The sequence below is a fragment of the Microbacterium sp. G2-16M genome (genome assembly GCF_055809115.1).
This window is the reverse complement of the sequence record NZ_CM147897.1, coordinates 2,280,186-2,304,538: the sequence shown is the minus strand read 5'-3', so window position 1 is coordinate 2,304,538 and position 24,353 is coordinate 2,280,186. Positions and strand designations below refer to the sequence as shown.

General features: G+C 70.4%; 30 protein-coding genes. 18 read left to right on the top strand and 12 right to left on the bottom strand.

Annotated elements, in window-relative coordinates; genetic code table 11:
• Positions 1-39 precede the first annotated feature (39 nt).
• Both AC0L6F_RS10960 and AC0L6F_RS10955 read left to right on the top strand, forming a co-directional pair.
• Positions 40-1,011 carry an ABC transporter permease gene (locus tag AC0L6F_RS10960; protein ID WP_473539993.1) on the top strand — a complete coding sequence of 324 codons (972 nt, stop codon included), beginning with the start codon at positions 40-42 and terminating at the stop codon, positions 1,009-1,011.
• An 11-nt stretch (positions 1,012-1,022) separates the two neighbouring features.
• On the top strand, positions 1,023-2,711 hold the full coding sequence (locus AC0L6F_RS10955; RefSeq protein WP_473539992.1) for a dipeptide ABC transporter ATP-binding protein: 1,689 nt from the start codon (positions 1,023-1,025) through the stop codon (positions 2,709-2,711).
• A 158-nt stretch (positions 2,712-2,869) separates the two neighbouring features.
• On the opposite strand, the gene cds1 is transcribed toward AC0L6F_RS10955, so the two are convergent.
• Positions 2,870-3,958 (bottom strand): L-cysteine desulfhydrase Cds1, encoded by a 1,089-nt coding sequence (cds1, locus tag AC0L6F_RS10950; RefSeq protein ID WP_473537930.1) that lies wholly within the window; start codon positions 3,956-3,958, stop codon positions 2,870-2,872.
• Positions 3,959-4,161: 203 nt separating this feature from the next.
• Between cds1 and AC0L6F_RS10945 the strand changes: the two genes are divergently transcribed.
• Both AC0L6F_RS10945 and AC0L6F_RS10940 read left to right on the top strand, forming a co-directional pair.
• Positions 4,162-4,632, top strand: a complete 471-nt coding sequence (locus AC0L6F_RS10945) for a DUF6098 family protein (protein ID WP_473537929.1) — start codon at positions 4,162-4,164, stop codon at positions 4,630-4,632.
• Positions 4,633-4,695: 63 nt separating this feature from the next.
• Positions 4,696-5,367 carry a TMEM175 family protein gene (locus AC0L6F_RS10940; RefSeq protein WP_473537928.1) on the top strand — a complete coding sequence of 224 codons (672 nt, stop codon included), beginning with the start codon at positions 4,696-4,698 and terminating at the stop codon, positions 5,365-5,367.
• A gap of 1 nt (position 5,368) precedes the next feature.
• Here the strand turns inward: AC0L6F_RS10940 and AC0L6F_RS10935 are convergent, their stop codons facing one another.
• From AC0L6F_RS10935 to AC0L6F_RS10920, 4 genes are all read right to left on the bottom strand, one after another.
• Complete coding sequence (locus AC0L6F_RS10935; protein ID WP_473537927.1) at positions 5,369-6,469, bottom strand: hypothetical protein; 1,101 nt, start codon at positions 6,467-6,469, stop codon at positions 5,369-5,371.
• 98 nt (positions 6,470-6,567) lie between these two features.
• Positions 6,568-7,575, bottom strand: coding sequence for a hypothetical protein (locus AC0L6F_RS10930; protein ID WP_473537926.1), 1,008 nt, complete (start codon positions 7,573-7,575; stop codon positions 6,568-6,570).
• Positions 7,576-7,666: 91 nt separating this feature from the next.
• The gene (locus tag AC0L6F_RS10925; protein ID WP_473537925.1) at positions 7,667-8,488 is read right to left on the bottom strand and encodes an alpha/beta hydrolase; all 822 of its coding nucleotides are present in this window, start codon (positions 8,486-8,488) and stop codon (positions 7,667-7,669) included.
• A gap of 78 nt (positions 8,489-8,566) precedes the next feature.
• On the bottom strand, positions 8,567-9,352 hold the full coding sequence (locus tag AC0L6F_RS10920; RefSeq protein ID WP_473537924.1) for an SDR family oxidoreductase: 786 nt from the start codon (positions 9,350-9,352) through the stop codon (positions 8,567-8,569).
• 117 nt (positions 9,353-9,469) lie between these two features.
• Between AC0L6F_RS10920 and AC0L6F_RS10915 the strand changes: the two genes are divergently transcribed.
• The 5 genes from AC0L6F_RS10915 (at position 9,470) to rplI (ending at position 12,003) form a co-directional block, all read left to right on the top strand.
• Positions 9,470-10,075, top strand: a complete 606-nt coding sequence (locus AC0L6F_RS10915; protein ID WP_473537923.1) for a TetR/AcrR family transcriptional regulator — start codon at positions 9,470-9,472, stop codon at positions 10,073-10,075.
• A 172-nt stretch (positions 10,076-10,247) separates the two neighbouring features.
• Positions 10,248-10,616 carry a 30S ribosomal protein S6 gene (gene rpsF, locus AC0L6F_RS10910; RefSeq protein ID WP_259610835.1) on the top strand — a complete coding sequence of 123 codons (369 nt, stop codon included), beginning with the start codon at positions 10,248-10,250 and terminating at the stop codon, positions 10,614-10,616.
• 5 nt (positions 10,617-10,621) lie between these two features.
• Positions 10,622-11,125, top strand: a complete 504-nt coding sequence (locus AC0L6F_RS10905; RefSeq protein WP_259610834.1) for a single-stranded DNA-binding protein — start codon at positions 10,622-10,624, stop codon at positions 11,123-11,125.
• 159 nt (positions 11,126-11,284) lie between these two features.
• Positions 11,285-11,539 carry a 30S ribosomal protein S18 gene (gene rpsR, locus AC0L6F_RS10900; protein WP_259610833.1) on the top strand — a complete coding sequence of 85 codons (255 nt, stop codon included), beginning with the start codon at positions 11,285-11,287 and terminating at the stop codon, positions 11,537-11,539.
• An 11-nt stretch (positions 11,540-11,550) separates the two neighbouring features.
• Positions 11,551-12,003, top strand: a complete 453-nt coding sequence (gene rplI, locus AC0L6F_RS10895; RefSeq protein WP_259610832.1) for a 50S ribosomal protein L9 — start codon at positions 11,551-11,553, stop codon at positions 12,001-12,003.
• A 335-nt stretch (positions 12,004-12,338) separates the two neighbouring features.
• On the opposite strand, the gene AC0L6F_RS10890 is transcribed toward rplI, so the two are convergent.
• Positions 12,339-13,871, bottom strand: a complete 1,533-nt coding sequence (locus AC0L6F_RS10890) for a MinD/ParA family ATP-binding protein (protein WP_473537922.1) — start codon at positions 13,869-13,871, stop codon at positions 12,339-12,341.
• A gap of 238 nt (positions 13,872-14,109) precedes the next feature.
• On the opposite strand from AC0L6F_RS10890, the gene AC0L6F_RS10885 reads away from it, so the two are divergent.
• The 5 genes from AC0L6F_RS10885 (at position 14,110) to AC0L6F_RS10865 (ending at position 17,604) form a co-directional block, all read left to right on the top strand.
• Positions 14,110-14,274, top strand: coding sequence for a hypothetical protein (locus tag AC0L6F_RS10885; protein WP_473537921.1), 165 nt, complete (start codon positions 14,110-14,112; stop codon positions 14,272-14,274).
• A gap of 110 nt (positions 14,275-14,384) precedes the next feature.
• A complete protein-coding gene (locus tag AC0L6F_RS10880; protein ID WP_473537920.1) occupies positions 14,385-14,861 on the top strand; it encodes a hypothetical protein in 477 nt (158 codons plus the stop codon).
• Between the two features lie 456 nt (positions 14,862-15,317).
• Positions 15,318-16,694 (top strand): replicative DNA helicase, encoded by a 1,377-nt coding sequence (gene dnaB, locus AC0L6F_RS10875; RefSeq protein WP_473537919.1) that lies wholly within the window; start codon positions 15,318-15,320, stop codon positions 16,692-16,694.
• A 111-nt stretch (positions 16,695-16,805) separates the two neighbouring features.
• Positions 16,806-17,288: a glutathione peroxidase gene (locus AC0L6F_RS10870; protein ID WP_473537918.1), complete on the top strand. Its 483-nt coding sequence runs from the start codon at positions 16,806-16,808 to the stop codon at positions 17,286-17,288.
• A 37-nt stretch (positions 17,289-17,325) separates the two neighbouring features.
• Positions 17,326-17,604 (top strand): putative quinol monooxygenase, encoded by a 279-nt coding sequence (locus tag AC0L6F_RS10865; protein WP_473537917.1) that lies wholly within the window; start codon positions 17,326-17,328, stop codon positions 17,602-17,604.
• Positions 17,605-17,643: 39 nt separating this feature from the next.
• Here the strand turns inward: AC0L6F_RS10865 and AC0L6F_RS10860 are convergent, their stop codons facing one another.
• Both AC0L6F_RS10860 and AC0L6F_RS10855 read right to left on the bottom strand, forming a co-directional pair.
• A complete protein-coding gene (locus AC0L6F_RS10860) occupies positions 17,644-18,300 on the bottom strand; it encodes a histidine phosphatase family protein (protein WP_473537916.1) in 657 nt (218 codons plus the stop codon).
• A 118-nt stretch (positions 18,301-18,418) separates the two neighbouring features.
• The gene (locus tag AC0L6F_RS10855) at positions 18,419-18,865 is read right to left on the bottom strand and encodes a DUF6194 family protein (protein ID WP_473537915.1); all 447 of its coding nucleotides are present in this window, start codon (positions 18,863-18,865) and stop codon (positions 18,419-18,421) included.
• Positions 18,866-18,926: 61 nt separating this feature from the next.
• On the opposite strand from AC0L6F_RS10855, the gene AC0L6F_RS10850 reads away from it, so the two are divergent.
• Together AC0L6F_RS10850 and AC0L6F_RS10845 are read left to right on the top strand one after the other, a co-directional pair.
• Positions 18,927-19,679 (top strand): MerR family transcriptional regulator, encoded by a 753-nt coding sequence (locus AC0L6F_RS10850; protein WP_274636613.1) that lies wholly within the window; start codon positions 18,927-18,929, stop codon positions 19,677-19,679.
• An 82-nt stretch (positions 19,680-19,761) separates the two neighbouring features.
• The gene (locus AC0L6F_RS10845; RefSeq protein WP_473537914.1) at positions 19,762-21,174 is read left to right on the top strand and encodes an acyltransferase family protein; all 1,413 of its coding nucleotides are present in this window, start codon (positions 19,762-19,764) and stop codon (positions 21,172-21,174) included.
• Here AC0L6F_RS10845 and AC0L6F_RS10840 read toward each other — a convergent pair.
• The 4 genes from AC0L6F_RS10840 to AC0L6F_RS10825 form a co-directional block, all read right to left on the bottom strand.
• A complete protein-coding gene (locus AC0L6F_RS10840; RefSeq protein ID WP_274636611.1) occupies positions 21,114-21,503 on the bottom strand; it encodes a DUF1304 domain-containing protein in 390 nt (129 codons plus the stop codon). The genes AC0L6F_RS10845 and AC0L6F_RS10840 overlap by 61 nt on opposite strands.
• Before the next feature lie 84 nt (positions 21,504-21,587).
• Positions 21,588-21,938 carry an HNH endonuclease signature motif containing protein gene (locus AC0L6F_RS10835; protein ID WP_473537913.1) on the bottom strand — a complete coding sequence of 117 codons (351 nt, stop codon included), beginning with the start codon at positions 21,936-21,938 and terminating at the stop codon, positions 21,588-21,590.
• The gene (locus AC0L6F_RS10830) at positions 21,938-22,429 is read right to left on the bottom strand and encodes a methylated-DNA--[protein]-cysteine S-methyltransferase (protein ID WP_274636610.1); all 492 of its coding nucleotides are present in this window, start codon (positions 22,427-22,429) and stop codon (positions 21,938-21,940) included. The genes AC0L6F_RS10835 and AC0L6F_RS10830 overlap by 1 nt, the downstream gene beginning before the upstream one ends.
• An 84-nt stretch (positions 22,430-22,513) precedes the next feature.
• Complete coding sequence (locus AC0L6F_RS10825) at positions 22,514-23,011, bottom strand: MarR family transcriptional regulator (protein WP_274636609.1); 498 nt, start codon at positions 23,009-23,011, stop codon at positions 22,514-22,516.
• A gap of 38 nt (positions 23,012-23,049) precedes the next feature.
• On the opposite strand from AC0L6F_RS10825, the gene AC0L6F_RS10820 reads away from it, so the two are divergent.
• The gene (locus AC0L6F_RS10820) at positions 23,050-24,021 is read left to right on the top strand and encodes an EamA family transporter (protein WP_473537912.1); all 972 of its coding nucleotides are present in this window, start codon (positions 23,050-23,052) and stop codon (positions 24,019-24,021) included.
• Positions 23,930-24,331, top strand: a complete 402-nt coding sequence (locus AC0L6F_RS10815) for a PPOX class F420-dependent oxidoreductase (protein ID WP_473537911.1) — start codon at positions 23,930-23,932, stop codon at positions 24,329-24,331. The genes AC0L6F_RS10820 and AC0L6F_RS10815 overlap by 92 nt, the downstream gene beginning before the upstream one ends.
• Positions 24,332-24,353: the final 22 nt, after the last annotated feature.

Here is a 24,353-nt window from a genome sequence, read left to right as displayed (position 1 = left end):
GGCGCCGAAGACCCCACCCCGACCGGCGTGCTCGACCCGATGCGCACCGGTGTGCTGCCGGCCGCCGAGACGCCGCGGCGTCCGCTGAGCGACCGCATCCCCGTCGTCTCGCACCTGAAGCACAGCGTGGGCTGGCAGCGCACGATGCTGGTGGTCGGGCTGGTGCTGACGGTGCTGTTCGTCGTCGTCGCGATCTTCGCACCGTGGATCGCCCCCTACGGGTATGCACAGCGCACCCTGGACGGGCGCGAGTTCGGCACTCTGCAGCCGCCCAGCGCGACGAACCTGCTGGGCACCACCGTCAGCGGCTTCGACGTGCTCTCGCGCACGATCTGGGGGGCGCAGACGGCGTTGCTGGTGATCGTGTTCGCCATTCTGTTCTCGATCTTCATCGGCATCTTCGCGGGGCTGCTGTCGGGGTACTTCGGCGGGTGGCTCGACCGCGTCCTCGTCGTCATCGCCGACGCGATCTACGCGTTCCCGTCGCTGCTGCTGGCCATCGTCATGGCGATCGTCATCAGTCACGGCCAGTCCACGCTGTGGGGCGGCATCCTGGCCGCCGCCATCGCGATCACCGTCGTGTTCGTGCCGCAGTACTTCCGGATCGTGCGCAGCGAGGTGCTGCGCGTGAAATCCGAGCCGTTCGTCGAGTCGGCGAAGGTCATCGGCGTCCCCACGATCCGCATCCTCACCCGGCACGTGCTGCGCAACGCCACGCGGTCGGTGCCGGTGGTGCTGACACTGAACGCATCCGAGGCGGTCCTGACCCTGGCGGGCCTGGGCTTCCTCGGGTTCGGCATCGAGGCCACCGCGGCGGCGGAGTGGGGCTACGACCTGTCGCGGTCGGTGTCGGATGTCACGAGCCACATCTGGTGGACGGCGATCCCGCCGGGTGTCGCGATCGTGCTGGTGGTGCTCGGCATCACCCTGGTGGGCGAGAGCCTGAACGACCTCAGCGATCCGCGGCTGCGCCGCCGGCGTCGGGTCGTGGTGAAGGGCGGCGACGAATGAACGATGTCTCGATGCCGGATGCGGCATCCATCCGCAACCTGACGGTCACGTTCGCCACCGACGGCGACCCGGTCGTCGCCGTGAACCGCATCTCGCTCGAGGCGCACGCCGGCGAGGTGCTCGCGATCGTCGGCGAGTCCGGGTCGGGCAAGACCGTCACCGCGAACGCGCTGCTCGGGCTGCTACCCGAGACGGCGACGCTGAAGGGGGCGCTCGTGATCCGCGGGCGCGAGGGCGGCGAGACCGACGTCGTGCATGCGACGCCGGCGCAGCTGCGGGCGATGCGTGGGCGCGACGCGGCGATGGTGTTCCAAGAGCCGTCCACGGCGCTGAACCCGGTGTTCACCGTCGGCTTCCAGATCGCCGAGGGGCTGCGCGCGCACCACCGGATCGGCAAGCGCGAGGCCAAGCGCGCCGCGATCGACATCATGCGCCGTGTCGGCATTCCCGACCCCGAGCAGCGGGTGAACGATTACCCGCACCAGTTCTCCGGCGGGCAGAAGCAGCGGATCGTGATCGCGATGGCGCTCGTGCTGGATGCCGGGCTGATCATCGCCGACGAGCCCACGACGGCGCTGGATGTCACGGTCCAGGCCGAGATCCTCGACCTGCTGCGCATCGCCCGCGACGAGTTCGGCGCGACGGTCGTGCTGATCACGCACAACATGGGCGTGGTCGCCGACCTCGCCGACCGCGTGATCGTCATGTACCAGGGCGACATCGTCGAACAGGCGCCGGCGCGCGAGCTGTTCGCCGCGCCGAAGCAGGAGTACACGAAGAACCTGCTCGCCGCGGTGCCGCACGTGGGCCGAGGCAAGAGCGTGACCCAGGATCCGGCGGCCGAGGCGCCGACCGAGCCGGTGCCCGACTCGCTTGTGGTGGCCCGGGGGCTGCAGATCGCCTATCCGGGCCGGTTCGGCCGGGCGGGAGTGGTCGCGGTGCGGGGCGTGGACTTCTGGATCGGCCCCGGCGAGGTGCTGGGCCTGGTCGGCGAGTCCGGTTCGGGCAAGACCACGATCGGGCGGGCCATCGTCGGGCTCACTCAGGTGGTCGCCGGGTCGCTGACCGTGCTCGGGCACGAGATGCGCGGGACGTCGACGCGCTCGCTGAAGAAGCTGCGACCCGACATCGGGTTCGTCTTCCAGGATCCGGCGACGAGCTTCAACCCGCTGCTGACGATCGCCGAGTGCATCGCCGAGCCGCTGGTGGTGCACGGCCGGGCCGCGAACCCGGGGGCCGCACGTGCCCGGGTGAACGACCTGCTGGATGCGGTCCACCTGCCGCAGACGTTCGGCGACCGGTACCCGCACGAGCTGAGCGGCGGCCAACGCCAGCGCGCATCGCTCGCGCGCGCGATCGCGCTGCGGCCGAAGCTGCTGATCGCCGACGAGCCGACCAGCGCGCTGGACGTCTCGGTGCAGGCACGGGTGCTCGAGCTGTTCGACGAGCTGCAGGGCGAGCTCGGGTTCGCCTGCCTGTTCATCAGCCACGACCTTGCGGTGATCGACGAGGTCGCCGACCGCATCGTCGTGCTGCGCCGCGGCGAGATCCGCGAGCAGGGCACGACCGCCCATGTGCTCGGAGCCGCGCAGGACGACTACACCCGCCGGCTGCTGGCATCCATCCCGGTGCCTGACCCCGAGCAGCAGGCCGCCCGCCGCGCCGCCCGGCTCGCCGCCGAGGACGCGATCGCGGACTGACCCCGTTCCCGCGTCGAAATCGTACGATGTGGCCGAGTGCACATCAATTTCGGCCAGGTTTCATGTTCAGTCGGCCAGATCGTACGATTTCGCGAGCAGGGGACGAATTCGCGAACGGGGAGGGAACGGGGCGCGCGGGGGGAGGCGGCGGGGGGCGGTCAGGTCGGCCAGGCGCCGGAGGCGGCGAACTCCTCGAGCACGGCCGCTGGTTCGGTGAGGTCCATCCCGCGCTCGGCCACCCACGCGTCGCTGTAGTACGTGTGCCGGTAGCGGTCGCCCGAGTCGCACAAAAGCGTCACGACGCTGCCGGTCTCACCGCGGCGCAGCATCTCGGCGATCAGCCCGCACGCCGCCCACAGGTTCGTGCCGGTGGATGCCCCGGCCGGAAAGCCGGTCCGCGCGGCGAGGAACCGCATCGCGGCGATGGACGCGGCATCCGGCACCTGCACCATGTGATCGACGATCTGGGGCAGGAAGCTGGGCTCCACCCGGCTGCGGCCGATCCCCTCGATCCGGCTGGGCGCGTGCGTGGTCACGCCGCAGTCGCCCGTGGTCCACGCCTGGAAGAACGCGGAGTTCTCCGGATCGGCCACGCACAGCTGGGTGGGATGCCGCTGATAGCGCAGATAGCGGCCGATGGTCGCGCTCGTCCCGCCGGTGCCGGCACCCACCACGATCCAGCGGGGGATGGGATGCCGCTCCAGCGACAGCTGCTGGAAGATCGACTCGGCGATGTTGTTGTTGCCGCGCCAGTCGGTGGCGCGCTCGGCGTACGTGAACTGATCCATGTAGTGGCCGCCGCACTCGGCGGTGATCCGGGTCGCCTCGTCGTACACGCCGGCGGCGTCGTCCACGAAGTGGCACCGGCCGCCGTAGAACTCGATCAGATCGATCTTCTCCTGGGTGGTGGTCGCCGGGATCACCGCGACGAACGGCAGCCCCAGCATCCGGGCGAAGTAGGCCTCCGAGACGGCGGTGGACCCGCTAGAGGACTCGACGATCGTCGTGCCCGGCAGGATCCACCCGTTGCACAGTCCGTACAGGAACAGGGATCGGGCGAGGCGGTGCTTGAGACTCCCGGTGGGATGCGTCGACTCGTCCTTCAGATAGAGCTCGATGCCCCACTCCTCCGGCAGCGGCACGGTGAGCAGATGCGTGTCGCTGGATCGATTGGCGTCGGCGTCGACCTTGCGCACGGCCTCGCTCACCCACTCGCGCGTCGTTCGGGCCTCGTTCGGATCGTGCATCGTCGCTCCCTTCCGCCGCGAGCCTATCCGTTCGCCCGGCGGCCGGTGCGTGTCGCGGACGACGGAGGCGCCCCCGACTAGCACAGGCCGCCGTCTTTGTCACCGCCGGTGCCGGCGACGCTCCCGGGTCGTAGATTCGGCCCGTCGGATGTCATCGACCGGCCGCGCGGAGGATGTCCTCGACCGGCAGAGGGGATCGACCCATGAACCATCGAGAGCGCGAGGCGGGGACTGCCGAGCTGCCCCTGCTGCGCTCGTCCGAGCTGGTCGAAGAGCTGGCCACCCTCGCCCAGCTCTCCGGCCGGGTGATGCGGCTGGGCCCCTCGTATGTCCGGTACAGCGAGGGGCCGCAGGCCGACGACGAGAGCGTCGACACCGAGAGCGGCCTCTCGCTGCCGGGCTTGTCGGCCAACCCGCTGAACCCCGAAGTCTGGTGGACGCGCCCGGTCGAGGACTGGCTGGCGCGACAGGTGTGTCAGTACGACGAGCTGCGCGAGAAGAACCCGGAGCGGTTCCCGTGGATCCTGACCGGGAGCGAGGTGGGACGCGGCCCGGACTGCGAGCCCCTGCTGCGCGACGTCGTTCCGATCGCCCGCCTCGGCGGCTCGCTGTTGGACGAGGCGCGGTCCCACTACCGGGAGCGTTTCCAGGCGGGGCAGGGTCCCGAGGACTGAACCGGCCGGTGGTCGACGGCGTGCGGTGGCGCGCTCCCGGCCCGCCACCGCTAGCATCGAGGCGTGACCGACCAGCCGGGGAGCGAGGCGGACAGCGCGCCGGTGCAGCGCGTCTTCGGCGCAGAGCGCGCCAAGGCTTTCATCGACGCCGTCGTGGCGATCGCGATGACGCTGCTGATCCTGCCGCTGATGGAGAGCGTGTCCGACCTCGGCGAAGCCGACCTGGGCGCGGCGCACTGGTTCGGCGTGCATCAGTGGCAGCTGGTCAGCTTCGTGATCAGCTTCGCGGTGATCGCGAGCTTCTGGGTCAACCACCACCACCTGTTCGCGAAGGTCGACCGCGTCTCGAACGGGCTGCTGTGGGTGTGCATCGCCTGGCTGCTGTCCATCGTGTGGATGCCGGTGGCCACCGCGATGACGGGATTGATGAGCAGCGGGGACCCGGTCGTGAAGATCGTCTACATCGGCACGATGATCCTGACCAGCCTGCTCACCCTCGCCCAGCGCCTCCTGCTGCACACGCACCCGGAGCTGCACGAGATCGACGACGACGATCTGCGTCGTGGGATGGCCGTCGACATCGCCATGGCGGTGCTGTTCGCCGTCGCGCTGGTGGTGGCGATCACCGTGCCGCTGGTCAACTACTACGCGCTGTTCCTGCTCTTCCTCACCGGCGTCGGGCAGCGGGCGATCGCGCGCCTGATGCGGATCCCGCCGCGCCCGCGTCGGGTGTGAGTCAGAACCGGATCAGCGTCGAGATCGCGAACCACGCCCCGACGATCACCACGCCGATCACGATCGCCGTGATCGGTGTCGACCTGCGCAGGCGGCGTCCCTCCGGGGCGACGCCCGGCGGCGGCGTGAGGGGCGCGGACGGCGCGACGAACGGCAGTGACGCGGCCCCGTCGACCGGAGCGGTGCCGTCCACCGGCGCAGCCGTGCCGCTCTCCGCTGAGACGGCGGGGGCGGATGCTGTGCCCGACGTCGTCGCACGGGCCGCGGCATCCGGAGCCAGCCGGTCGTCGCGCCAGCGCGCCCACTGCGCCATCTTGTCCAGGAGCGCGCCGACGGTCGCGAACATCCACGCCCAGGTCGCCGGATCGAGCGTGGACAGGGTGCGGCCCTGCGCGTACAGGAACAGCCAGTCGTCGACGATCTCCACGTCCAGGGCGGCGGCGTGGTCGATGAAGCGGGCCATGATGTCGGGGGTGAACAGGTAGAGCGCGTCCTGCTCATAGCCCTCGGGGCAGTACAGGGCGAAGTGCTGGTCGAAGTCGCCCTCGAGGTGCAGCCGCTGGCCGCGGGCGAACGAGGCGGGCAGGTTCGAGCCGAACAGGCCGTTGTTGCTCACCGCATCCAGCACGATGTTCGGCAGCGGGCTGTCGAGCCGGATCGCGACGTAGCCCCAGTGGTGGGTGGTCTGCTCCTTGCCCGAGCCGGTCGTGTACTGGTAGTTGCCGAACTCGACGAAGCGGGGACGCTGCCCGCGCACCAGGTCGGCCGAGCGGCGCGCGCTGCCCTGGCCGAAGATCATTCCGGGCAGCTGCGGAGCGGTCAGGCCCGGTTCGTACGACATGCCGTTCGCGCGGGCGAACCGGTCGAGGCGGTAGGCGCGCACGGCCGCGCCGGGGCCGAACATCGACCGGACGACCGCCACCAGCACGCCGATGACGACGAGCCCGAACACCACCGGGACGACGACCAACAGCGCCCCCATGCCGCCGCCGACGCCGGCACCGGCCGAGAAGAACGCACCGAACACGCGGCTGCCCACACCGACGAAGAAGACCAGGAACACGACGGCGACCGCGACGCCGACGATGCGGCTGGTAGTCATGCCGCTGGACGATCGGATTCGCCTCCAGAAGGCGCGGGCGGCCTTCTTGTCGACGGGTTCGGTCAACGGCCGAGGGTCGAAGGATGTCGCGGTCTGACTCATCGGTTCACCTCATCGCTGGTCCAGCCCAGGTCGGCGCCGGCCGGGATCGGCGCGGCCTCGAGGCGCCGATCGGCGACGAGCGCGGCGATCAGCGCCTCGCTGCCCGCGACCACCGTCACGTCGAAGTCGACCTCGGTCACCATCACCCAGGCGTGGTCGTCGGGCCAGATGAGGGAGGGCGATTCGGCGGTCGGGCTGAATCCGTGCTGCTCGCCGCTGTGATCGCTCCAGGGCGCGGTGCGCACCCACGCCGGGTCGGCGAATTCGGCGGCACCCCCGCGGAACAGCACGTAGTCCCGACCGGGCAGCGACAGCCGCGGTCCGCGCGAGATCTCGTCGGAGAGGATGCCGGGGCGCCACGTCGGCTGCCGGAACACGTCATTGAACACGTCCCGGCCGGCGTGGGCGAGGAAGCTCTCGTGCTGTCGGCTGACGTTGCGCGCCTCGTCCGATTCGGGATCGGCGGCACCGGCCTCGGTGAGGAACACGCGCGACGGCCCGTAGCCCATCCCGCCGGTGACCCCGCCCCACCCCTCCCACAGTGCGATGCCCCCGGCATCCGGGGTCGTCGTATGGGCACCGAGCACGTCTGCCAGGACGGCGAGCGTGTCGGGTTCGAGCTGGCCCTGCGGCGGGTCGCTGTAGCGCCAGCCGACGGCGTCGCGCGGCGAGCCGCCGTCGTGTCCGTACGGGTCGTGCTTGCCGACGAGTCGCTGCCACTGCGCGAGCGGGTGCATCGTCGTGCCGAATGCAGCGGCGGTCTGCGCCCACGTCACCCGTTCGGTGTCGACCTCGACACCCGCGCGCAGGAACGCCTCCCATCCGTCGCGGTCGTCCTCGTCGGGCCAGACGCGGCCGACCGGCCGCTCCCGGGTCGCCGGGTGGAACACGCGCGCGTACGCGGCGAACCCGCGCGGCACGACATCGTGCATGCTGTTCCGCCAGGGGTCGTCGATGCGTGCGCGCAGCCACTCGCCGGCCGAGACATCCGCGGTCCACTCCATCCGACAACGGTACCGGGCGCGGGCGCGTCCGACCGGTCGTGTGCGACGCCGTCGCCACGCCTGGTCGGACGAGCCGAGTCCGGCGCGCGGGTCAGACCAGGGCCGGTTCGCGTTCGGCGATCCAGTCCAGTGCCAGCCGCGCGACATCCGGCCAGCCGGCGTCCATCGTGAGCGAGTGGCCGCGCCCCTCGACCTTGACGAAGTCGGTGCGCGAGGGATTGTCGGCGTACAGCTTGACGACGGCCTCGGTGACCTTCAGCGGCACCGTGTGGTCCTCGGTGCCCGAGATCAGCATCAGCGGACCGCGGATGGCGTGATGGGTGTCGACGGCCGCGGGCGAATCGCGGACGAACGCGGCGGACGCGTCCTCGAAGAGCGGCCTGCCGGGCCCGGGGATCGTCCACTGCGCGAACAGCGCGTCCGACTCTTCGCGGGACAGCGTGTTGCCGAAGCCGTAGTGGAACTGGTCGGCGGTCAGCGCCACCGTCCGCTTGCGGTTGGCGGGGTTGCCCAGCACGGGGAACGCCGAGCGCAGCTGCGAGAGCGGCAGGATCTTCACGCCCTTGACCGGGGCGGGATCGATCGCCACGGCGGCAGTCGCGTATCCGTTGGCCAGCAGCTCCTGGGCGATCAGTCCGCCGAACGAGTGGCCGACCACGATCGGCTTGTGCGGCATCGCGTCGATGAGGTCGGCGTAGTGCCGGCAGATCGCCGTGATGCCGACGTCGGCGAGCGGCTCGGGGTGGTCGCGGGTGGCTTGCACGGTGTCGCCGTCGCCGGGCCAGCCGGGTGCGGAGGTGGCGTGGCCGGCGGACTCGAAGAGGTCCTGCCACGGTCGCCAGGCCGCGGCGTGGATCCAGAGTCCGTGGATGAACATCACCGGGAGGTGGTCGGCGGGTCTCGTCTCTGACATGAACTGCTCCTTCGTCTGGTGCCCGCGTACGCGGGCGAGGGTCCCGCTCCTGCGGGGGATCACGCGTCGGTGGTGCGATCACAGCGTCTGGATGAGGCCGCCGTCGATGCGGAAGTCGGCCCCGGTGACGTTGCCGAGGCGGTCGCTCGCGAGCGTCACCACGAGGGCGGCCACCTCTTCGGGCCGGGTGAATCGCCCGGTGACGGCTTGCGCGGCGGCCGCTGCCGCCACCTGCGCCGGTGTCGGCCCGCCCGCTGCGGACACGGTCGCAGCCACGCCGTGCTCGCCGAGCCACAGCGCCGTCTCGACCGGACCGGGACTGACGGTGTTCAGACGGACGCCCGACCCGCCCAGCTCTTTGGACAGCGACTTCGACAGGTTGCTCAGCGCAGCCTTGGCGGCCGAGTAGTCGATCACGAGCGGATCGGGCAGCGCGGCGTTCACCGAGCTGATCGTGACGATGCTGCCGCCGCCGCGCTCGATCAGCGCCGGGACCACGGCGCGGATGGCGCGGACCGCCGCCATGAGGGTGAGGTTGATGGTCTGCAGCCACTGCTCGTCCGAGACGGCGGCGAAACCCGAGGGCCGGGGCTTCACCGCGCCCACGTTGTTGACGAGGACGTCGATGCCGCCGCCGCGGAGGGCGCTGCGCGCGAGGGCGGCGGGGCCGTCGGCGGCGGACAGGTCGAGGGACTCGAACTCGACGCGGCCGTCGGCGACGAGTCCGCCCAGCTCATCGCTGAGGGTGCGCGCGCTCGCGACCACCTGTGCGCCCTCGTCTACCAGGGCCCGGACGACCGCGAGGCCGATGCCCTTGCTGGCGCCGGTGACGACCGCCCTCTTGCCTGCCAGGTGAAGATCCATCTGTCCCGTCCACCTCGAACCGCGCGCTGATTTGCGAATCTCGATCAAGGTAGACGGACTGGTCTATCTGGTCGTGTGAAAGTATGGCGTACAGGCAACCGGAAGGCAAGAGCGGATATGAGCCATTTCACGACCGCGGTCGATGCCGCGCCCACCGAATCGGAACGGCCGAGCTCGAAGGCCCGCCAGCGCATCCTTGCCACCGCCACGAGACTCTTCATCTCCGTCGGCATCCGCTCCGTGGGCGTGGACCGCCTGATCGCCGAATCCGAGGTCGCCCGGGCGACGTTCTTCCGGCACTTCCCGACCAAGGACGATCTCGTCGTCGCGTTCCTGCGGTCCCAGGCGGCGGAGGCCCGAGAGCAGCTGACCCGGGTGCGTGCGCAGCCGGACGGCTCCCGTGCGCTCCTGGCCGAGATCGCCGCCGGGGCCAAGGTGGGCATGGACTGCGACGGGTTCCGCGGATGCGAGTTCGTCAACACCGCGGCGGAGTACTGCGACCCCGACCACCCGGTGCGCGTCGTCGTCGATCAGCACCGGGCATGGGTGCGCGACATCATGGCCGACTCCCTGCACGAGCTCGGACATCCCACACCTCTCGCCACCGCCGAGGTGCTGTTCACGATGCGCACGGGCGCCGTCATCGCCTCGTCGCTCGAAGGGTTCGGCAACGTCGACGGCGCGTTCGATCGCGCGTGGTGGGCACTGATCGACCAGCGCTGAGACCTTGGCGTCCCGCTTGGGGCGGCTCTCGGCGGCCGTCGAATGGGCGCCGGCCGCGGCATCCGGTACACTATGAAGGTTGCCCGCGGTCTGTCCGCCGGGCGACGTGAATCACACCCTCCTGCTGCGGGGAGATGCCCCGCAGCCGTTCTAGTCCGAAGGAGGTGGGTAAGTGACGCACCAGTACGAACTCATGGTCATCTTCAACCCTGAGATCGATGAGCGCCAGGTCCCGACGCACCTGGACAAGTTCCTCAAGGTCATCACGGATGCTGCCGGAACGCTCGAGAAGGTCGACATCTGGGGCCGCCGCCGTCTGGCGTACGAGATCCAGAAGAAGAACGAGGGCATCTATGCCGTCGTCGACTTCACCGCCACGAGCGAGTCCACTCAGGAGCTCGACCGTCAGCTGAAGCTGAGCGAGCTGGTCCTGCGCACCAAGATCCTGCGCGCCGAGGAGGCGATCGCCCAGGTCGCCGCCGAGAAGGAGCGCTCCGAGGCGAAGGCCGCCCGCAAGGCGACCGCCGGCGCGAAGGCGTAACCGCGATGGCCGGCGAGACGATCATCACCGTCGTGGGAAACCTCACGGCCGACCCGGAGCTGCGCTACACGCAGTCGGGACTGCCCGTCGCGAACTTCACGATCGCGTCGACGCCGCGCACGTTCGACCGTCAGGCGAACGAGTGGAAGGACGGCGAAGCGCTGTTCCTCCGCGCGAGCGTGTGGCGCGATTTCGCCGAGCACGTCGCGGGGTCGCTGACCAAGGGCTCCCGCGTCATCGCGAGCGGGCGCCTGAAGCAGCGCTCGTACCAGGACCGCGAGGGCAACAACCGCACCTCGATCGAGCTGGAGGTCGACGAGATCGGCCCCTCGCTGCGCTACGCGACCGCCCAGGTCACGCGCGCGGCGTCGTCCGGCTCGGGCGGCGGCAATGCCGGCGGACAGGCGCGCCCGCAGGGCTCGGACGAGCCGTGGTCGACCCCCGGGTCGAACGGCGGCGCCGACGGCTGGGCCGCGCCCGGCTCCTACGGGGACGACACGCCGTTCTGATCCGGGCCGGATCAATGCCGCGCAGCGGCGTTGATGCGACCGCGACTCAAGGCTGAGCGAGCCCGCGCGAAGCGCGAGCGAGACGAAGCCCGAGCGACAGTCTGCGTCTGACCGAGGCATCCGTCGCGAACAACTCTCATCTGATCTAAGGAAGCAACAATGGCTGGAAAGTCGAGCGGCGACCGCCGCAAGCCGCGGAAGGGCGCGAAGAACGCCGCTCCCGCGAAGTCGATCCGGGTCGGCGTCATTGATTACAAGGACGTCGCCACCCTTCGCAAGTTCGTCTCGGAGCGCGGCAAGATCCGCGCCCGTCGTATCACCGGTGTCTCCGTGCAGGAGCAGCGCCTCATCGCCCGCGCCATCAAGAACGCGCGCGAGATGGCTCTTCTGCCCTACGCCGGCGCCGGCCGGTAAGGGGTATCGACATGGCAAAGCTGATTCTCACGAATGAGGTCGCCGGGCTCGGAAGCGCCGGCGACGTGGTCGAGGTCAAGAACGGGTACGCCCGCAACTACCTCGTCCCCCAGGGCTTCGCAGTGGCCTGGAGCCGCGGTGGCGAGAAGCAGGTGGCGTCGATCCGCGCCGCCCGCGACTCCCGCGCGATCCACGACCACGAAGAGGCCGTCGCACTCAAGGACGCCCTCGAGTCGAACATCGTGCGCCTGGCCGTCAAGGCCGGCACCGAGGGTCGACTGTTCGGCGCCGTCAAGACCGGCGACATCGCCGACGCGGTCAAGGCCGCGGGTCTGGGCGAACTGGACAAGCGCAAGATCCACATCACCGCGCCGATCAAGGCCACCGGCCAGCACGAGGCGACCGTTCGCCTGCGTGACGAGCTGACCGCCGTGATCACGCTGCAGGTGGTCGCCGCCAAGTAGGCGCGATCGCCGTGAGGCCGCCGACCTTCGGGTCGGCGGCCTTCTGCGTTGGCGCTGTTGGCGTTGGTGCTGTTCGCGCTGGCGTCGGCGTTGGTGCTGGCGTTGGCGCCGTTCGCCCGGCGCTCTTCGCGTCGGCGGTGACGCGCTCGTGCTGCGCTGTCGTTTTCGGAGTGCGCTGTCGTTTTCCCGCGGCGGATGTCGGTCGCGCTATCGAAATCCGCTTCCGCGCCCGCGATTTACGGGCGCGGAAGCGGAAAACGACAGCGCGACGAATTGCGCGCTGCCGAAGCCGGCGCGAGCGGCGCACGGAGGGGTCGCGTGGCCGCGAGCGCGGGTCAGAGGCCGCGGGCGATGGCCGCGGCGGCGGCGAGCCAGGCTCGGCGGGTGTCGGCCCGCAGGGCATCGAAGGTGATGATGCCGTCGACCAGCGTCGGATCGAAGGGGATGCTGACGACGTCGCGTGCGATCGCGCGGAAGCCGTCCGCGACGTGCCGGATGTCGGCATCCGTCGCCTTCGGATCGGCCTGGGTGACCACGGCCACCGCGTTCGCCGCAAGACGGGCCGAGCGCTCGTCGCGGTCGGCCAGCCCCTCCAGCAGGAGCGCCCCGGCCTCGGCGTGGTCGTCGCGCGTGGTCGTGGCGATCACCAGCTGATCGGTGTGCTCGATCATCTGCAGCCAGAGCGGGTCGGTCTCGTCGTTGCCCGAATCGATCACGATGAGCCGGTAGTACTTCGCCGCCACGGCGTGGATGGCGGAGACATCCTGCGCGGTGATCCGCTGCTCGCTCGCGAGAACCGCGGGCTTCGAGCGCAGCACGTCGTACTTGTCGGCCGTCTGGTGGTGGACGAAGCGCGCCAGGTCGGCGGACTGCGCGCTGGTGCCGAGCAGGCGCCCGGTCTGCGGGAGCAGCTCGAGCAGCGTCGACTCGTGCGGACCGCGTTCGGTGCGCCAGCCCAGGGTGCCGCGGGTCTGGTTGTTGTCCCAGGCGAGGACGCCGGCTCCGCCGTGGCGGGCGAACACGGCCGCGAGGTTGATCGTGGTGGGGGTCTTGCCGGCGCCGCCCTTGCCGTTGACCACGGCGATCGTGCGCGGACCGGGCCAGTGCTGCGACACGGCGTGCAGGTCGTCGCGCTCGGCCCGCTCGCTCGCGTTCGGCGGCACGCGCAGCCCCATGCGGACGAGTCCGCCCCGCCAGCCCTTCGAGGCGGGCCGCTCCGCCTGCTCGTGCTTCAGGAACGACTGGCGCTCCTGTGTGCGGGGCACGGATGCCTCACCCTGGGTCGGCGCGGGGGCGGCGGCCGGGACGGAGGTGATGGGCGGCGCGGCGGCGGCGACGGATGCGGCGACCTGCGGTGCTGCCGGCTGCGGCGACGCGGGCTGCGCCGGTGCCGGGGATGCTGGCTGGGACGCCGACTGCGGGGCCGGGGGAACGGGCTGGGACGCCGGCTGCGGCGACGCGGGCTGCGACGCGGCAGGGGCGGCGGTGGGGACCGCTGTGGTCGGTGCCGGATCGGCCGGTGCCGCGGTGGCCGCCGCGGCGGCCGGGACCGCGCTGACCGGCGCGGCAGCGGCGGGCGCAGCATCCGGGACGGGCGTGTCGGCGGGCGCGGGCGCCGGATGCGTGTCCTCGACGACGGTCACCGATCCGTCGGCGGCGACGACCAGCTGGACCGCGCCATCCGGCTCGGTCACGATGACGGGAACCGGCCGGCCGAGCGATGCCGCCCGGATGCCGGCGCGCTGCACGACCTCACGGCGCGCGTCTTCGGGGCGAGTCGTCGCGAGGGTCTCGACGCGGCCGTCGACCTCGAGGGTCACCGATCCGTCCACTCGGATGGTGGCGGCGATCTCCTTGGTGTTCGGCATGTGCTGCTCCTCAGCGGATCGGCAGAGACCTGGCGGTCGGATGGACGGCGGCCCCAGCCCGCCGCGGTGGCCCCAGCGATGTCTCCGTTCTCGACGGCTCCGCGGGCGCGCCCCGAAAGAACGCGCCATGAGGGATTTTAGCCGGATGCGGTCGGGAGGACCCTGAGTCCTCATCCCGGCGGCGGAGACGGATGCCGCGACACTCCCGGGTCCCACGGGTCGGGCATACCGTGCGGCAGTGTCGCGCGCGATGCTGATCCGCTACCGTGGCATGCGGACCGAGCGCGCCGAGCGCATCGAGCGCACCGCCTCCCGCCCGGCTTCTGTCCGGTCGAACCCACCCCGATATCCGCCGCTGGATGTCGGTACCGGCGCTTCGCCGAAGAACCCCGATGGCCGCTGAGGAGACCTCATGACCGACCCGATCCAGCGGCCCGATGCGGCCTGGCCCTGCCCGCAGATCGCGGCCGGGCCCCGCGACGGGGGCCGTGCCGCTGTGACCGGTGCGGGTCGATGAGCGCGGTCGTGGCGGGCATGCCGCCGCAGGTGCTGCTGGGCCTGGCCATCGTCGTGGTGGTCGTCCTGACCAGGCTTCGCGCACGGCCGATCCGACCCCGCCTCGTGATCCTGCCGATTGTCCTGATCGTCGCCGGGATCGCCGTTCTGTTTCCGGCGGTGATGGCCACGTCCGCATTCCACCTCGTGGATGCCCTGGTGCTGACGATCGACGTGGCGTTGTCGGTGGGGCTCGGATGGGTGCGCGGCGCGAGCGTGCAGCTCCACGCTGTCGACGACGTCGTGTGGTCGCGGTACACCGTGGTGACGGTGGCGCTGTGGGCGGTGTCGATCGTCCTGCGGTTCGCTCTGGGACTGGTCGGAGGCGACTTCGGTGCGGCGGCGGTGGTCACCACCGGGCCGGTGCTGTTCTTCCTCGGAGTCACGCTGCTGGTGCAGAACATCGTGGTCCGCCGGCGCGCATCTCGCCTCTGACCAGGGCCGCTGATCAGGGCGAACGGCCCCGCTCACGCAGGTCTCGGCCCGACTTGCATTCGGGCGTATGCTGTGCATAACTCACTGCGACGACGGAACTTTAAACCGCTACTTCAAACACAGATCCATCCACAGGCTGTGCAGACAAGAGTGCCAGGTCAAGCGGGAGAAAAAACCTGACTTTCGCGAATTACACCTCTGTTGTCCACAGGGCTTGTACACAGGCTCACCGGCGTTCTGCCCAATCTCTCCACATAGTTATCCACAGGGACGTTTGCGGGCGATCTGCACGGTGCATAGCGTGGTCTCTGGTTCATCCGGGGGAGAGCATCCGTCACAGGCGAGGGATGTCGGGGGTCCGTGGTGTGCTGTGCTCACGAGCGCGGCATCGACCGGCGACATCCTCCTGATGTGCAGGTTCATGCGTGCCAGACATCGTGGAGGAGGACAGACGACGTGTCGATCGCTGACATCTCCGACGAGCGCCTGGGCGGACCGCCCCGAGAGCACGAGCGGACCCCTCCGCACGACATCCTCGCCGAGCAGAGTGCGCTGGGCGGGATGCTGCTGTCGAAGGATGCCGTCGCCGACGTCATCGAGAGTCTGCGCGGCGCCGACTTCTACGTCCCCAAGCACGAGCTGATCTTCGAGGCGATCCTCAACCTCTACTCGCATGGCGAGCCCACCGACGTCATCACCGTCACCGACGAGCTGATCAAGACCGGTGATCTGCAACGGGCCGGCGGCGCCGACTATCTGCACACGCTCACCTCGATCGTGCCGACGGCGGCCAACGCCGGATACTACGCGTCGATCGTGTCCGAGCGTGCGCTGCTGCGCCGCCTGGTCGAGGCCGGCACGCGGATCGTGCAGATGGGCTACTCCGGCCAGGGCGAGGCGCTCGACCTGGTCAACAACGCCCAGGCCGAGATCTACTCGGTGACCGGCATCGAGGCGTCCGAAGACTACGTGCCGCTGACGATGGCGGTGGATGCCGCGGTCGAAGAGATCGAGGCGGCCCGCGGTCGTGACGGTCAGATGACCGGCATCCCGACCGGGTTCCGTGAGCTGGACGAACTGACCAACGGGCTGCATGGCGGCCAGATGATCGTGGTGGCCGCGCGTCCGGCGATGGGCAAGTCGACGCTCGCTCTGGATTTCGCCCGGGCGGCGGCGATCAAGCACGACATGCCGACGATCTTCTTCTCGCTCGAGATGGGGCGCAGCGAGATCGCCATGCGCCTGCTGTCGGCCGAGGGCGCCATCCCGCTGCAGAACATGCGCAAGGGATCACTCGACCAGCGCGACTGGACCACGGTGGCCGCCACCCGCGGCCGCATCAACGACGCGCCCCTGTACATCGACGACAGCCCGAACATGACGCTGGTCGAGATCCGGGCCAAGTGCCGCCGGCTCAAGCAGCGCGTGGGCCTGAAGATGGTGATCATCGACTACCTGCAGCTGATGACCAGCGGCAAGCGCGTCGAGTCGCGCCAGCAGGAGGTCAGCGAGTTCTCGCGTGCGCTGAAGCTGCTGGCCAAGGAGCTGCAGGTGCCGGTCGTCGCGCTCTCACAGCTGAACCGTGGATCCGAGCAGCGGCAGGACAAGAAGCCCCAGGTCAGCGATCTGCGCGAGTCGGGGTCGATCGAGCAGGATGCCGACATGGTGATCCTGCTGCACCGCGAGTCGGTCTACGACAAGGACAGCCGCCCCGGCGAGGCCGACCTGATCGTGGCCAAGCACCGCAACGGCCCGACCGCGACCATCGAGATCGCGTTCCAGGGCCACTTCTCCCGCTTCGCCGACATGGCCCCGGCGGGCGACTTCCAGTAGCGCCGGTTGCCGGGGTCCTACGAAGGGCGGCGACCTCTCGCCGCTGCGCTCGCAATGCACCCTCGAACGATGCGCCGGAATGGACGCGCGGCGTTCGACGTTTCACTGCTCATGAGCCTCCGCGACATCCCGATCAAGACCATGGAGGGCACGCAGACGTCCCTCTCCGCATTCGATGGCAAGGCGGTGCTGATCGTGAACGTCGCCTCGCGGTGCGGACTGGCGCCCCAGTACGAGACGCTGGAGAAGCTGCAGCAGGAGTACGGCGACCGCGGGCTGCAGGTGCTCGGCTTCCCGAGCAACCAGTTCCTGCAGGAGCTCGGCAGCAACGACGCCATCAAGGAGTTCTGCTCCACCACCTACGGCATCACGTTCCCGATCTTCGACCGCATCCGCGTCAACGGGCGCCGTGAGCACCCGCTCTACACCGAGCTGAAGAAGACGCCGGATGCCTCGGGCAAGGCCGGGCGGGTCACCTGGAACTTCGAGAAGTTCCTCGTCAGCCCCGCGGGCCAGGTCCACCGCTTCCGCCCGCACACCGTGCCGGACGACCCGACGGTCATCGCGGCGATCGAGGAGAGCCTGCCCGCCTGACTCCGCCCCGGAAGCATCGATGCCGGAAGATGGTGTGGTGTCCCGCATACATCTGTCCGGTGAGCTGATCTGTCGCGACCCGCACGAGGCGCACGTCGTCGCCGACGCGCTTCCCGAGCACGTCGCGCTCACGCGCGCCGAGGCCGGATGTCTGTCGTTCGAGGTGGTCGCCACGGCCGATCCGCTCGTCTGGCATGTCGACGAGCGATTCGCGGATGCCGCGGCCTACCGCCGGCATCAGGCCCGCGTCACCGCATCCGACTGGGGTCGCGCGACGGCCGGCATCCAGCGACGGTACGAGGTGGAGGGGCTGTAGCCAGCGCCGCGTCCGATCCGGACCCGAACGACCTCGGACTCAGGACTCCGAGGGCGCCAGCGGCAGCTCCGGACCGTGATTCCACGCGAGGATCGCGGGCTGCTCCCGGTAGAAGCCGAGCACCGAGACCGATCCGGCATCCAACGAGATCATCGCGCCGAAACGCGGTGCCAGACGGAGGAAGACCGCAGTCAGGATGCGCAGATAGTGGCCGTGGGCCACCAGCGCGACATCCCCCTCCGCCATCGCCGGCAGCACGCGGGTCAGCACGCGTGACGCCCGTGCGGCCACCTCTTCGACGGTCTCACCCGGGGTCGCACCGCGGATCACGCCGTGCGTGAAGGCCGTCCAGTTGTAGCCCAGCTCGGCGCGGATGTCCTTCGTCGTTCGCCCCTCGTATCCGCCGTAGTCCCACTCGACGAGCAGCGGATCGACGTCCGCGTGCAGCCCGGCCACCTCGGCCGTGCGCCGACTGCGCTGCAACGGCGAACTCAGCACGAGCCGGAAGTCGTACCCCCGGACGAGTGCCCCGGCGGAACGGGCGAGCTCCTCGCCCCGCGCGGTGAGCGGGATGTCGGTGAGCCCGGTGTGCCTGCCGGCCTTCGACCACTCGGTCTCGCCGTGTCGCATCAGCACGAGCTTGCCGGGAGGGTTGTCGGGGGCGGGGCGGTCCGGCAGCTGATCGACATGGTCCATGTCGTCACCGTAATCCCGTTCGGTCCACCTCACCCGTCAACGGCGGCCTGGATGTCGCGGATGATCGCTCCGAGCCGACCGGACGCCAGCATCCCCGGACCGAGCGGCCCCGCGGACCTTATCCGCGCTGCGCCCGGCGGACCGCGCGGGCCTGCGCGTCGGCGTGCGCGTCGCGCAGCAGGGCGATGACCGTCTCGGCCGTCCGTGCTCCCGGATTGACGACCGAGACCCAGCCCGCCGCGCCGTACAGCGGATGCGGGACGAAGACATCCACATCGGCGGGATCGTCGTCGTCCGCCGTAAGCTGCGCCGCGATGTCGCGCCCGACGTGGATGTTGACGCGGAACCGATCGGGATCGTCGAGGCGGGATGCCTCGTCGTCGGGGTAGTTCTTCGTGATGATCGTCCCGTACGGTTGGGTCCGCGCGGGCATCACGCCGTCCGGGGCGTAGTAGAAGAAGGCGTCTCCCCATGCCAGCTCGGGGAACGGGCCGCCCTCGCGCGGGACGAACACGAGCGCTCCGTCGAATCCTTCGACGGCATCGATGATCTGCTGCATATCCATGCTTCCATCGTCACCTTCATGTGCTTATGTGGACTTCAACGGCTCAACGAGCGGAGACAGGATGCCGAACCCTCAAGTGCCGCGCCTGACGACGGCCGAGATCGGCCGCCTGGCAGGCTACTCCACCCAGCAGGTGCGCGACCTCGAGCGCCTCGGCATCCTGCCCGCCGCGGAGCGTGCACGCAACGGATACCGGCAGTACGAGCACCGGCACCTCGCCGCGCTGCGCGCCTACCGCGCCCTCGCCGTGGCGATCGGTCCGGTGCCCGCACGCCGCCTCATGCCCGTGCTGTTGACGAGTCCCCTGGACGTCGCGGCGGAGAGGATCGACGACCTCCACGCGGCCCTCGCCCGCGACCGCGCGCGGGTCCGCGAGGCGCGCCGCGGCCTCGACGCCGTGCTGGCCGACACCCGCGTCACGGCGGACTTCGATGACCGGGATGCCATGACGATCGGCGAGCTCGCCCAGGCGCTCGGGGTCCGCACCTCTGCGCTCCGGCACTGGGAGAGCGAGGGGCTCGTCATCCCGGAGCGTCTGCCCGCGACCCAGACTCGGCGCTACCGCGCCTCGGCGATCGCCGAGGCGCGCATCGTCGCCGCGCTGCGTGGCGGCGGCTACCGGATCCCCGAGATCGCCGGGGTGCTCGACCGGCTGCGCACCGACGGAGACGCCGAGCGGGCACGGGCGATGCTCGATGATCGGCTCGCCGGCCTCACCGAGCGCAGCATTGCACTTCTGGCCGCGGCATCCCACCTGCACGCACTCCTGACCGGTTCGACGCCGCGGTCCGGCGCGGATCTCACGCCTGGGTAGGGGCGGGAACGGCACCGGGGGGTGATGTGCCGGCACCCACCGCGTCCATAGCCTCCTCGAGATCCACTCGAGGAGGACCCCCATGGCCATCATGCCTGCGCGCTCGGTGCGCACGCCCACCGTCCCTCTGCCAACCGGCCGAACGGCGCCGCAGCGCGTCGGGCGCGACACCGCCATCGATCTGGTCCGGGCGCTGTGCGTGGCCACGGTCGTGCTGCTGCACGCCCTCATGGTCGGCGTCACCATCGGCCCGGCCGGCCCGGTGTTCGAGAACGCCGCCGACGGGGCGCCGTGGCTGGTGCCGCTGACCTGGGTCGCGCAGATCATGCCGCTGTTCTTCGTGATCGGCGGGTATGCCGGCTCGGTGGCCTACCGCCGACTGCGCGCCCAGGGCGGCACGTCGGTCGGCTTCGTCACGGCGCGAGTGCACCGGCTGCTGCTGCCGGGCGTGCTGTCGATCGGCGCCGTCGGCATCGGACTCGCGCTGCTCGCGATCTGCGGTGTACCGGGTGACATCGTGCAGATCGCCGGGTTCCGCTACAGCCAGCCCCTCTGGTTCCTCGGCGTGTTCCTGCTCTGCCAGGCGCTGCTGCCGGCCCTGCTGGCCGCGCACGAGCGGGCGCCGATGCGCACCGTGGGCGCGCTCGCCGCGGCAGCGATCCTCGTGGATGTCGTCCGCGGGATCACCGGGGTCGGCGCTATCGGCTTCCTCAACCTCGCCTTCATCTGGCTCGCGCTGCAGCAGCTGGGGTTCTTCCTCGCCGAGGGACGGATCGACGCCCTCCCGCGCCGCGTGCGCGCTGGAGCGGCGATCGCGGCGGCTGCCGTGTTCGCCGCGGGGTGTGTGATCGGCGTGTTCTCTCCGGATCTCCTCGAGAACCTCAACCCGCCGACCGCCGCGCTGCTGCTCGTCGGGGTGGCGCAGACGGCGCTCTTCTCGCTCCTGCGCGCTCCGCTCACCGCTGTCAGCCGGCGCCCCCGAGTCGCTGCCTTCACGCGGTTCGTCACCGCCCGCACGATGACGATCTACCTCTGGCACATGCCGGTGCTGCTGACGCTGGCCGGTATCACCGCGCTCGTCGCGATGAGCAGCGGTCTCGCCCTGCCGGAACCGTCGAGCGCGAGCTGGTGGATGACCCGCCCGCTGTGGCTCGCGCTCGCCGTGCTGCTCACCGCCGTCGTCGCCTGGGCGCTCGCCGGGCTGGAACGTCGCCCGATGCCGGCTCCGACCGGCTCCGTGCGTCGCGCTCGACAAGCCGTGATTCTCGGCCTGGTCGCCGTCGTGCTCCTGCTCGCGGTCGGCACCACCGCGGTCACCGCAGCGGTCGCCGTCATCCTGCTCGTCGGCGCGCTCCTCCGCATCCGGGCACCGCGACGGCGCGAAGTCGGGCGGATGCTGACGGAGCCCGGGACCGGGTCACCGGCATCCCGCACTCACGCGACGGCGAGCCCCACGATCAGCGCGACGATCGCGAGGAGCGGCACGAGACCCTGAGTGGTCGCCGCGGATCGCTTGTCGGGCGCGGAGCTGAACAGGACCAGGGATGCCGCGAGCATCATCGCCGTGCCGGTGAAGGCGAGAGTGACGCCGACGGTCTGGGCTCCGAACACCCAGACGACGATCCCGGCACAGGCCGCGACCGCCAGGAACAGGTTGTAGAAGCCCTGGTTGAACGCGAGCTGCCGGGTCTGCTCGGCCTGTGCCGCCGTCATCCCGAAGACGGCGCGAGCGCGAGTGCTCGTCCACGCCACCGATTCGAGCCAGAAGATGTACACGTGGATCAGGCCCGCGAGGACCGCGAGGATCAGCCCGACGACGATCATGTGTGCTCCCGCCGTGCCCGGGTCCGAACGTGCACTGCTTCAGTATGGGTGGAAAGCCGGCGCGGGCGTGAGCCGTTCGTGCGCTCAGAATGGTGGAGGGTCGGGAACGAACTGCACCGTCGGGGTCGGGCGATCGAGGTAGACGCGGCCGGTCGGACTCGTCCACCTGAGGCGGCCGCGGCCCAGCTGCTCGACCCGCCACGGCGAGTGGTGTTTGAGGATGTGATGGCGCCGGCAGAAGTGGGCGAGGTTGCCGGCGCATGTCTTGCCGCCGCGCGCATGGTCGACGGTGTGGTCGAGGTCGCATCGCCACGTGGGCTGGGTGCATCCGGGAAACCGGCAGTGCTCGTCGCGAGCATCGAGGTTTGAGGGAGACGAGCGGTGACCGAGATGCGCGGCGGTCCAGATGGCCGAGGAGAGCGGGACGCCGAGCATCAGAACAGCGGGGCGGGCAGCGCGCCCTCGAACTCGAGCAGCCAGCGCTTGGTGGCCGGTCCCTGACCGGGGCCACCGCCGGAGTAACCCCCCAGGCCGTCGGCGGCCAGCACCCGATGGCACGGCACGATCACCGGGATCGGATTGGCGCCCATGATCGCGCCGATGCCGCGCGCGGGAATGTCGGTGCCGCTCCGCGCGGCGAGCTCGCCGTACGTGATCGAGTCGCCGTAGTCGACGGTCGCGTGCAGTGCCGTGAGCACGGCACGCGTACCCTCGGGCTGCTGCGCGAGGGTGAACGGCAGGTCGAACCGGCGCCGCACTCCCGCGAAGTACGCGGTCAGCTGTGCGAGCGCCTCGGCGAGCAGCGGGTCGGCCGTGTCGGCGTCGGCCGACCGCGTCATCCGCCAGCCGACGCCCGTGATCGCGTCGCCATCGCTGGTGACGCCGAGGATGCCCACGGGAGTGGCAAGCGTGCCGAACGAGGACATGAAGGCAGCGTAGCCCGAGCCGGCGACACCGGTTCAGCTGGTGACTGACCGGTTCGACGGGACCGCACCCAGCGCCCCGCGACCTCACTCCAGTAGGGCGAGCCAGCGCTTCAGGATCGGAGCGACGGCCGCGGCATCCTGTCCCAGCTCCGCGAGCAGTCGCTGCTCATTCGCGACATGGTCGGTGAAGGCGGCGTCGATCAATGCACGCCCGGCGGGCGTCAGGGCGACGAGGCGCCGCCGTGCGTCCCCCTCCGCACCCAGACGCTCGACGAGGCCGCGTGCCACCAGCCGATCGACCCGCTTGGTGAGCCCCCCGGACGTCACCATCGTGTGCTCGGCGAGTTCGCCTGCCGGCAGCGCGAACGGTTCGCCGGTGCGACGCAGGGTCGCCAGCAGGTCGAACTCGGGCTCGCTCAGGCCGTGCGCGGCATAGACCTCGACGAGGCGGGCGGTCAGGGCGAGCGCGACGCGATGCAGTCGCCCGATCACCGCCTGCGGCGTGGTGTCCAGATCGGGACGCTCACGACCCCACTGAGCGAGGATCCGATCGACTCGGTCGGGAGAGCTGTTCGCGGCCATGCTTCATGTTACCTTCCACGGAAGCTAGTCTGTCTTCCATGGAAGATAAAACGCGACGCTGGGCACTCATCACGGCGATCGCACCGATCGCCTGGGGGAGCACGTACTTCGTGACTCGGCAGGTGCTCCCCGACGCCGCCCTCTGGGGCGGTGTGATCCGGTGCCTTCCCGCGGGTCTCATCGTGCTGCTCTGGGTCCGTCGTGCGCCGCATGGCTCGTGGTGGTGGCGCTCGCTCGTGCTTGGGGCGCTGACCGTCGGCGGGTTGAACGTCCTCGTGTTTGTGGTCGCGCAGCGCCTGCCGACGAGCCTCGCCGCCACGCTCATGTCCCTCTCGGCGGCGGCGATGCTGCTGCTGAGCCGCCTCATCCTCGATCAGCGTCCGCGCCCCGCCGCCGTGGCCGGCGCCGTCGTCGGCATCGTCGGCGTCGTCATCATGATGGGCTGGGGCGCCGGCCCCATCGATCCGTGGGGGGTCGTCGCGTCGGTCACGGCGATGCTGTCCAGCTCGCTCGGCTTCATCCTGACGGTCAGATGGGGACCGGATGTCCCGCCCCTGACCATGACCGCGTGGCAGCTGACGGCGGGCTCGATCGTCGTGCTGCCGTTCGCCGTGCTGGTGGAGGGCGCGCCGCCCGCCCTGGACGTGCCGGCGCTCGCCGGATTCGCCTACGTGATCCTCGTGGCCACCGTGCTCGCGTACGCCGCATGGTTCACCGGTCTGCGCCATCTGACCGGCGGTGCGGTCGGCGTCATCGGCCTGCTCAACCCGGTCACCGGCGTCGTTCTCGGCGTCGTCCTGGCCGGTGAGCGCTTCGGCCCGGCCCAGGCGGTCGGGCTCGTCCTGGTGATCACGGGGGTGGTGCTGGGGGCGCGGACGCCGCGCACCGCTGACCGGACGGGTTTGAGATGCTGGAGGAATGACCGATCTCGAGACACTCATCCCCGCCGATCGCCGCCACCTGCTCGAGCTGCCGCTGTACGGGCACCTCGGCACGATCCGCCCCGATGACACGGTGCAGGTGACGCCGATGTGGTTCGAATTCGACGGCGAGCACGTGCGGTTCACGCACACGAACCGGCGACAGAAGTATCGCAATCTGCAGCGCAATCCCTCGATGGCCCTGTCGATCCTCGACCCCGAGCATCCCTTCCGCTATCTGGAGGTGGCCGGCCGACTGGTCGAGGCCGTTCCCGACCCGGAGGGCGCGTTCTACGTCCGGCTGCAGAACCGCTACGGCAACCCGAGCACGACGCCGCCGGCCGACAAGGAGCACCGCCTCATCCTGGTCATGTCGATCGAGCGCACGACGAGGCAGTAGCCCACAGCGGCGTCGGTGCGGC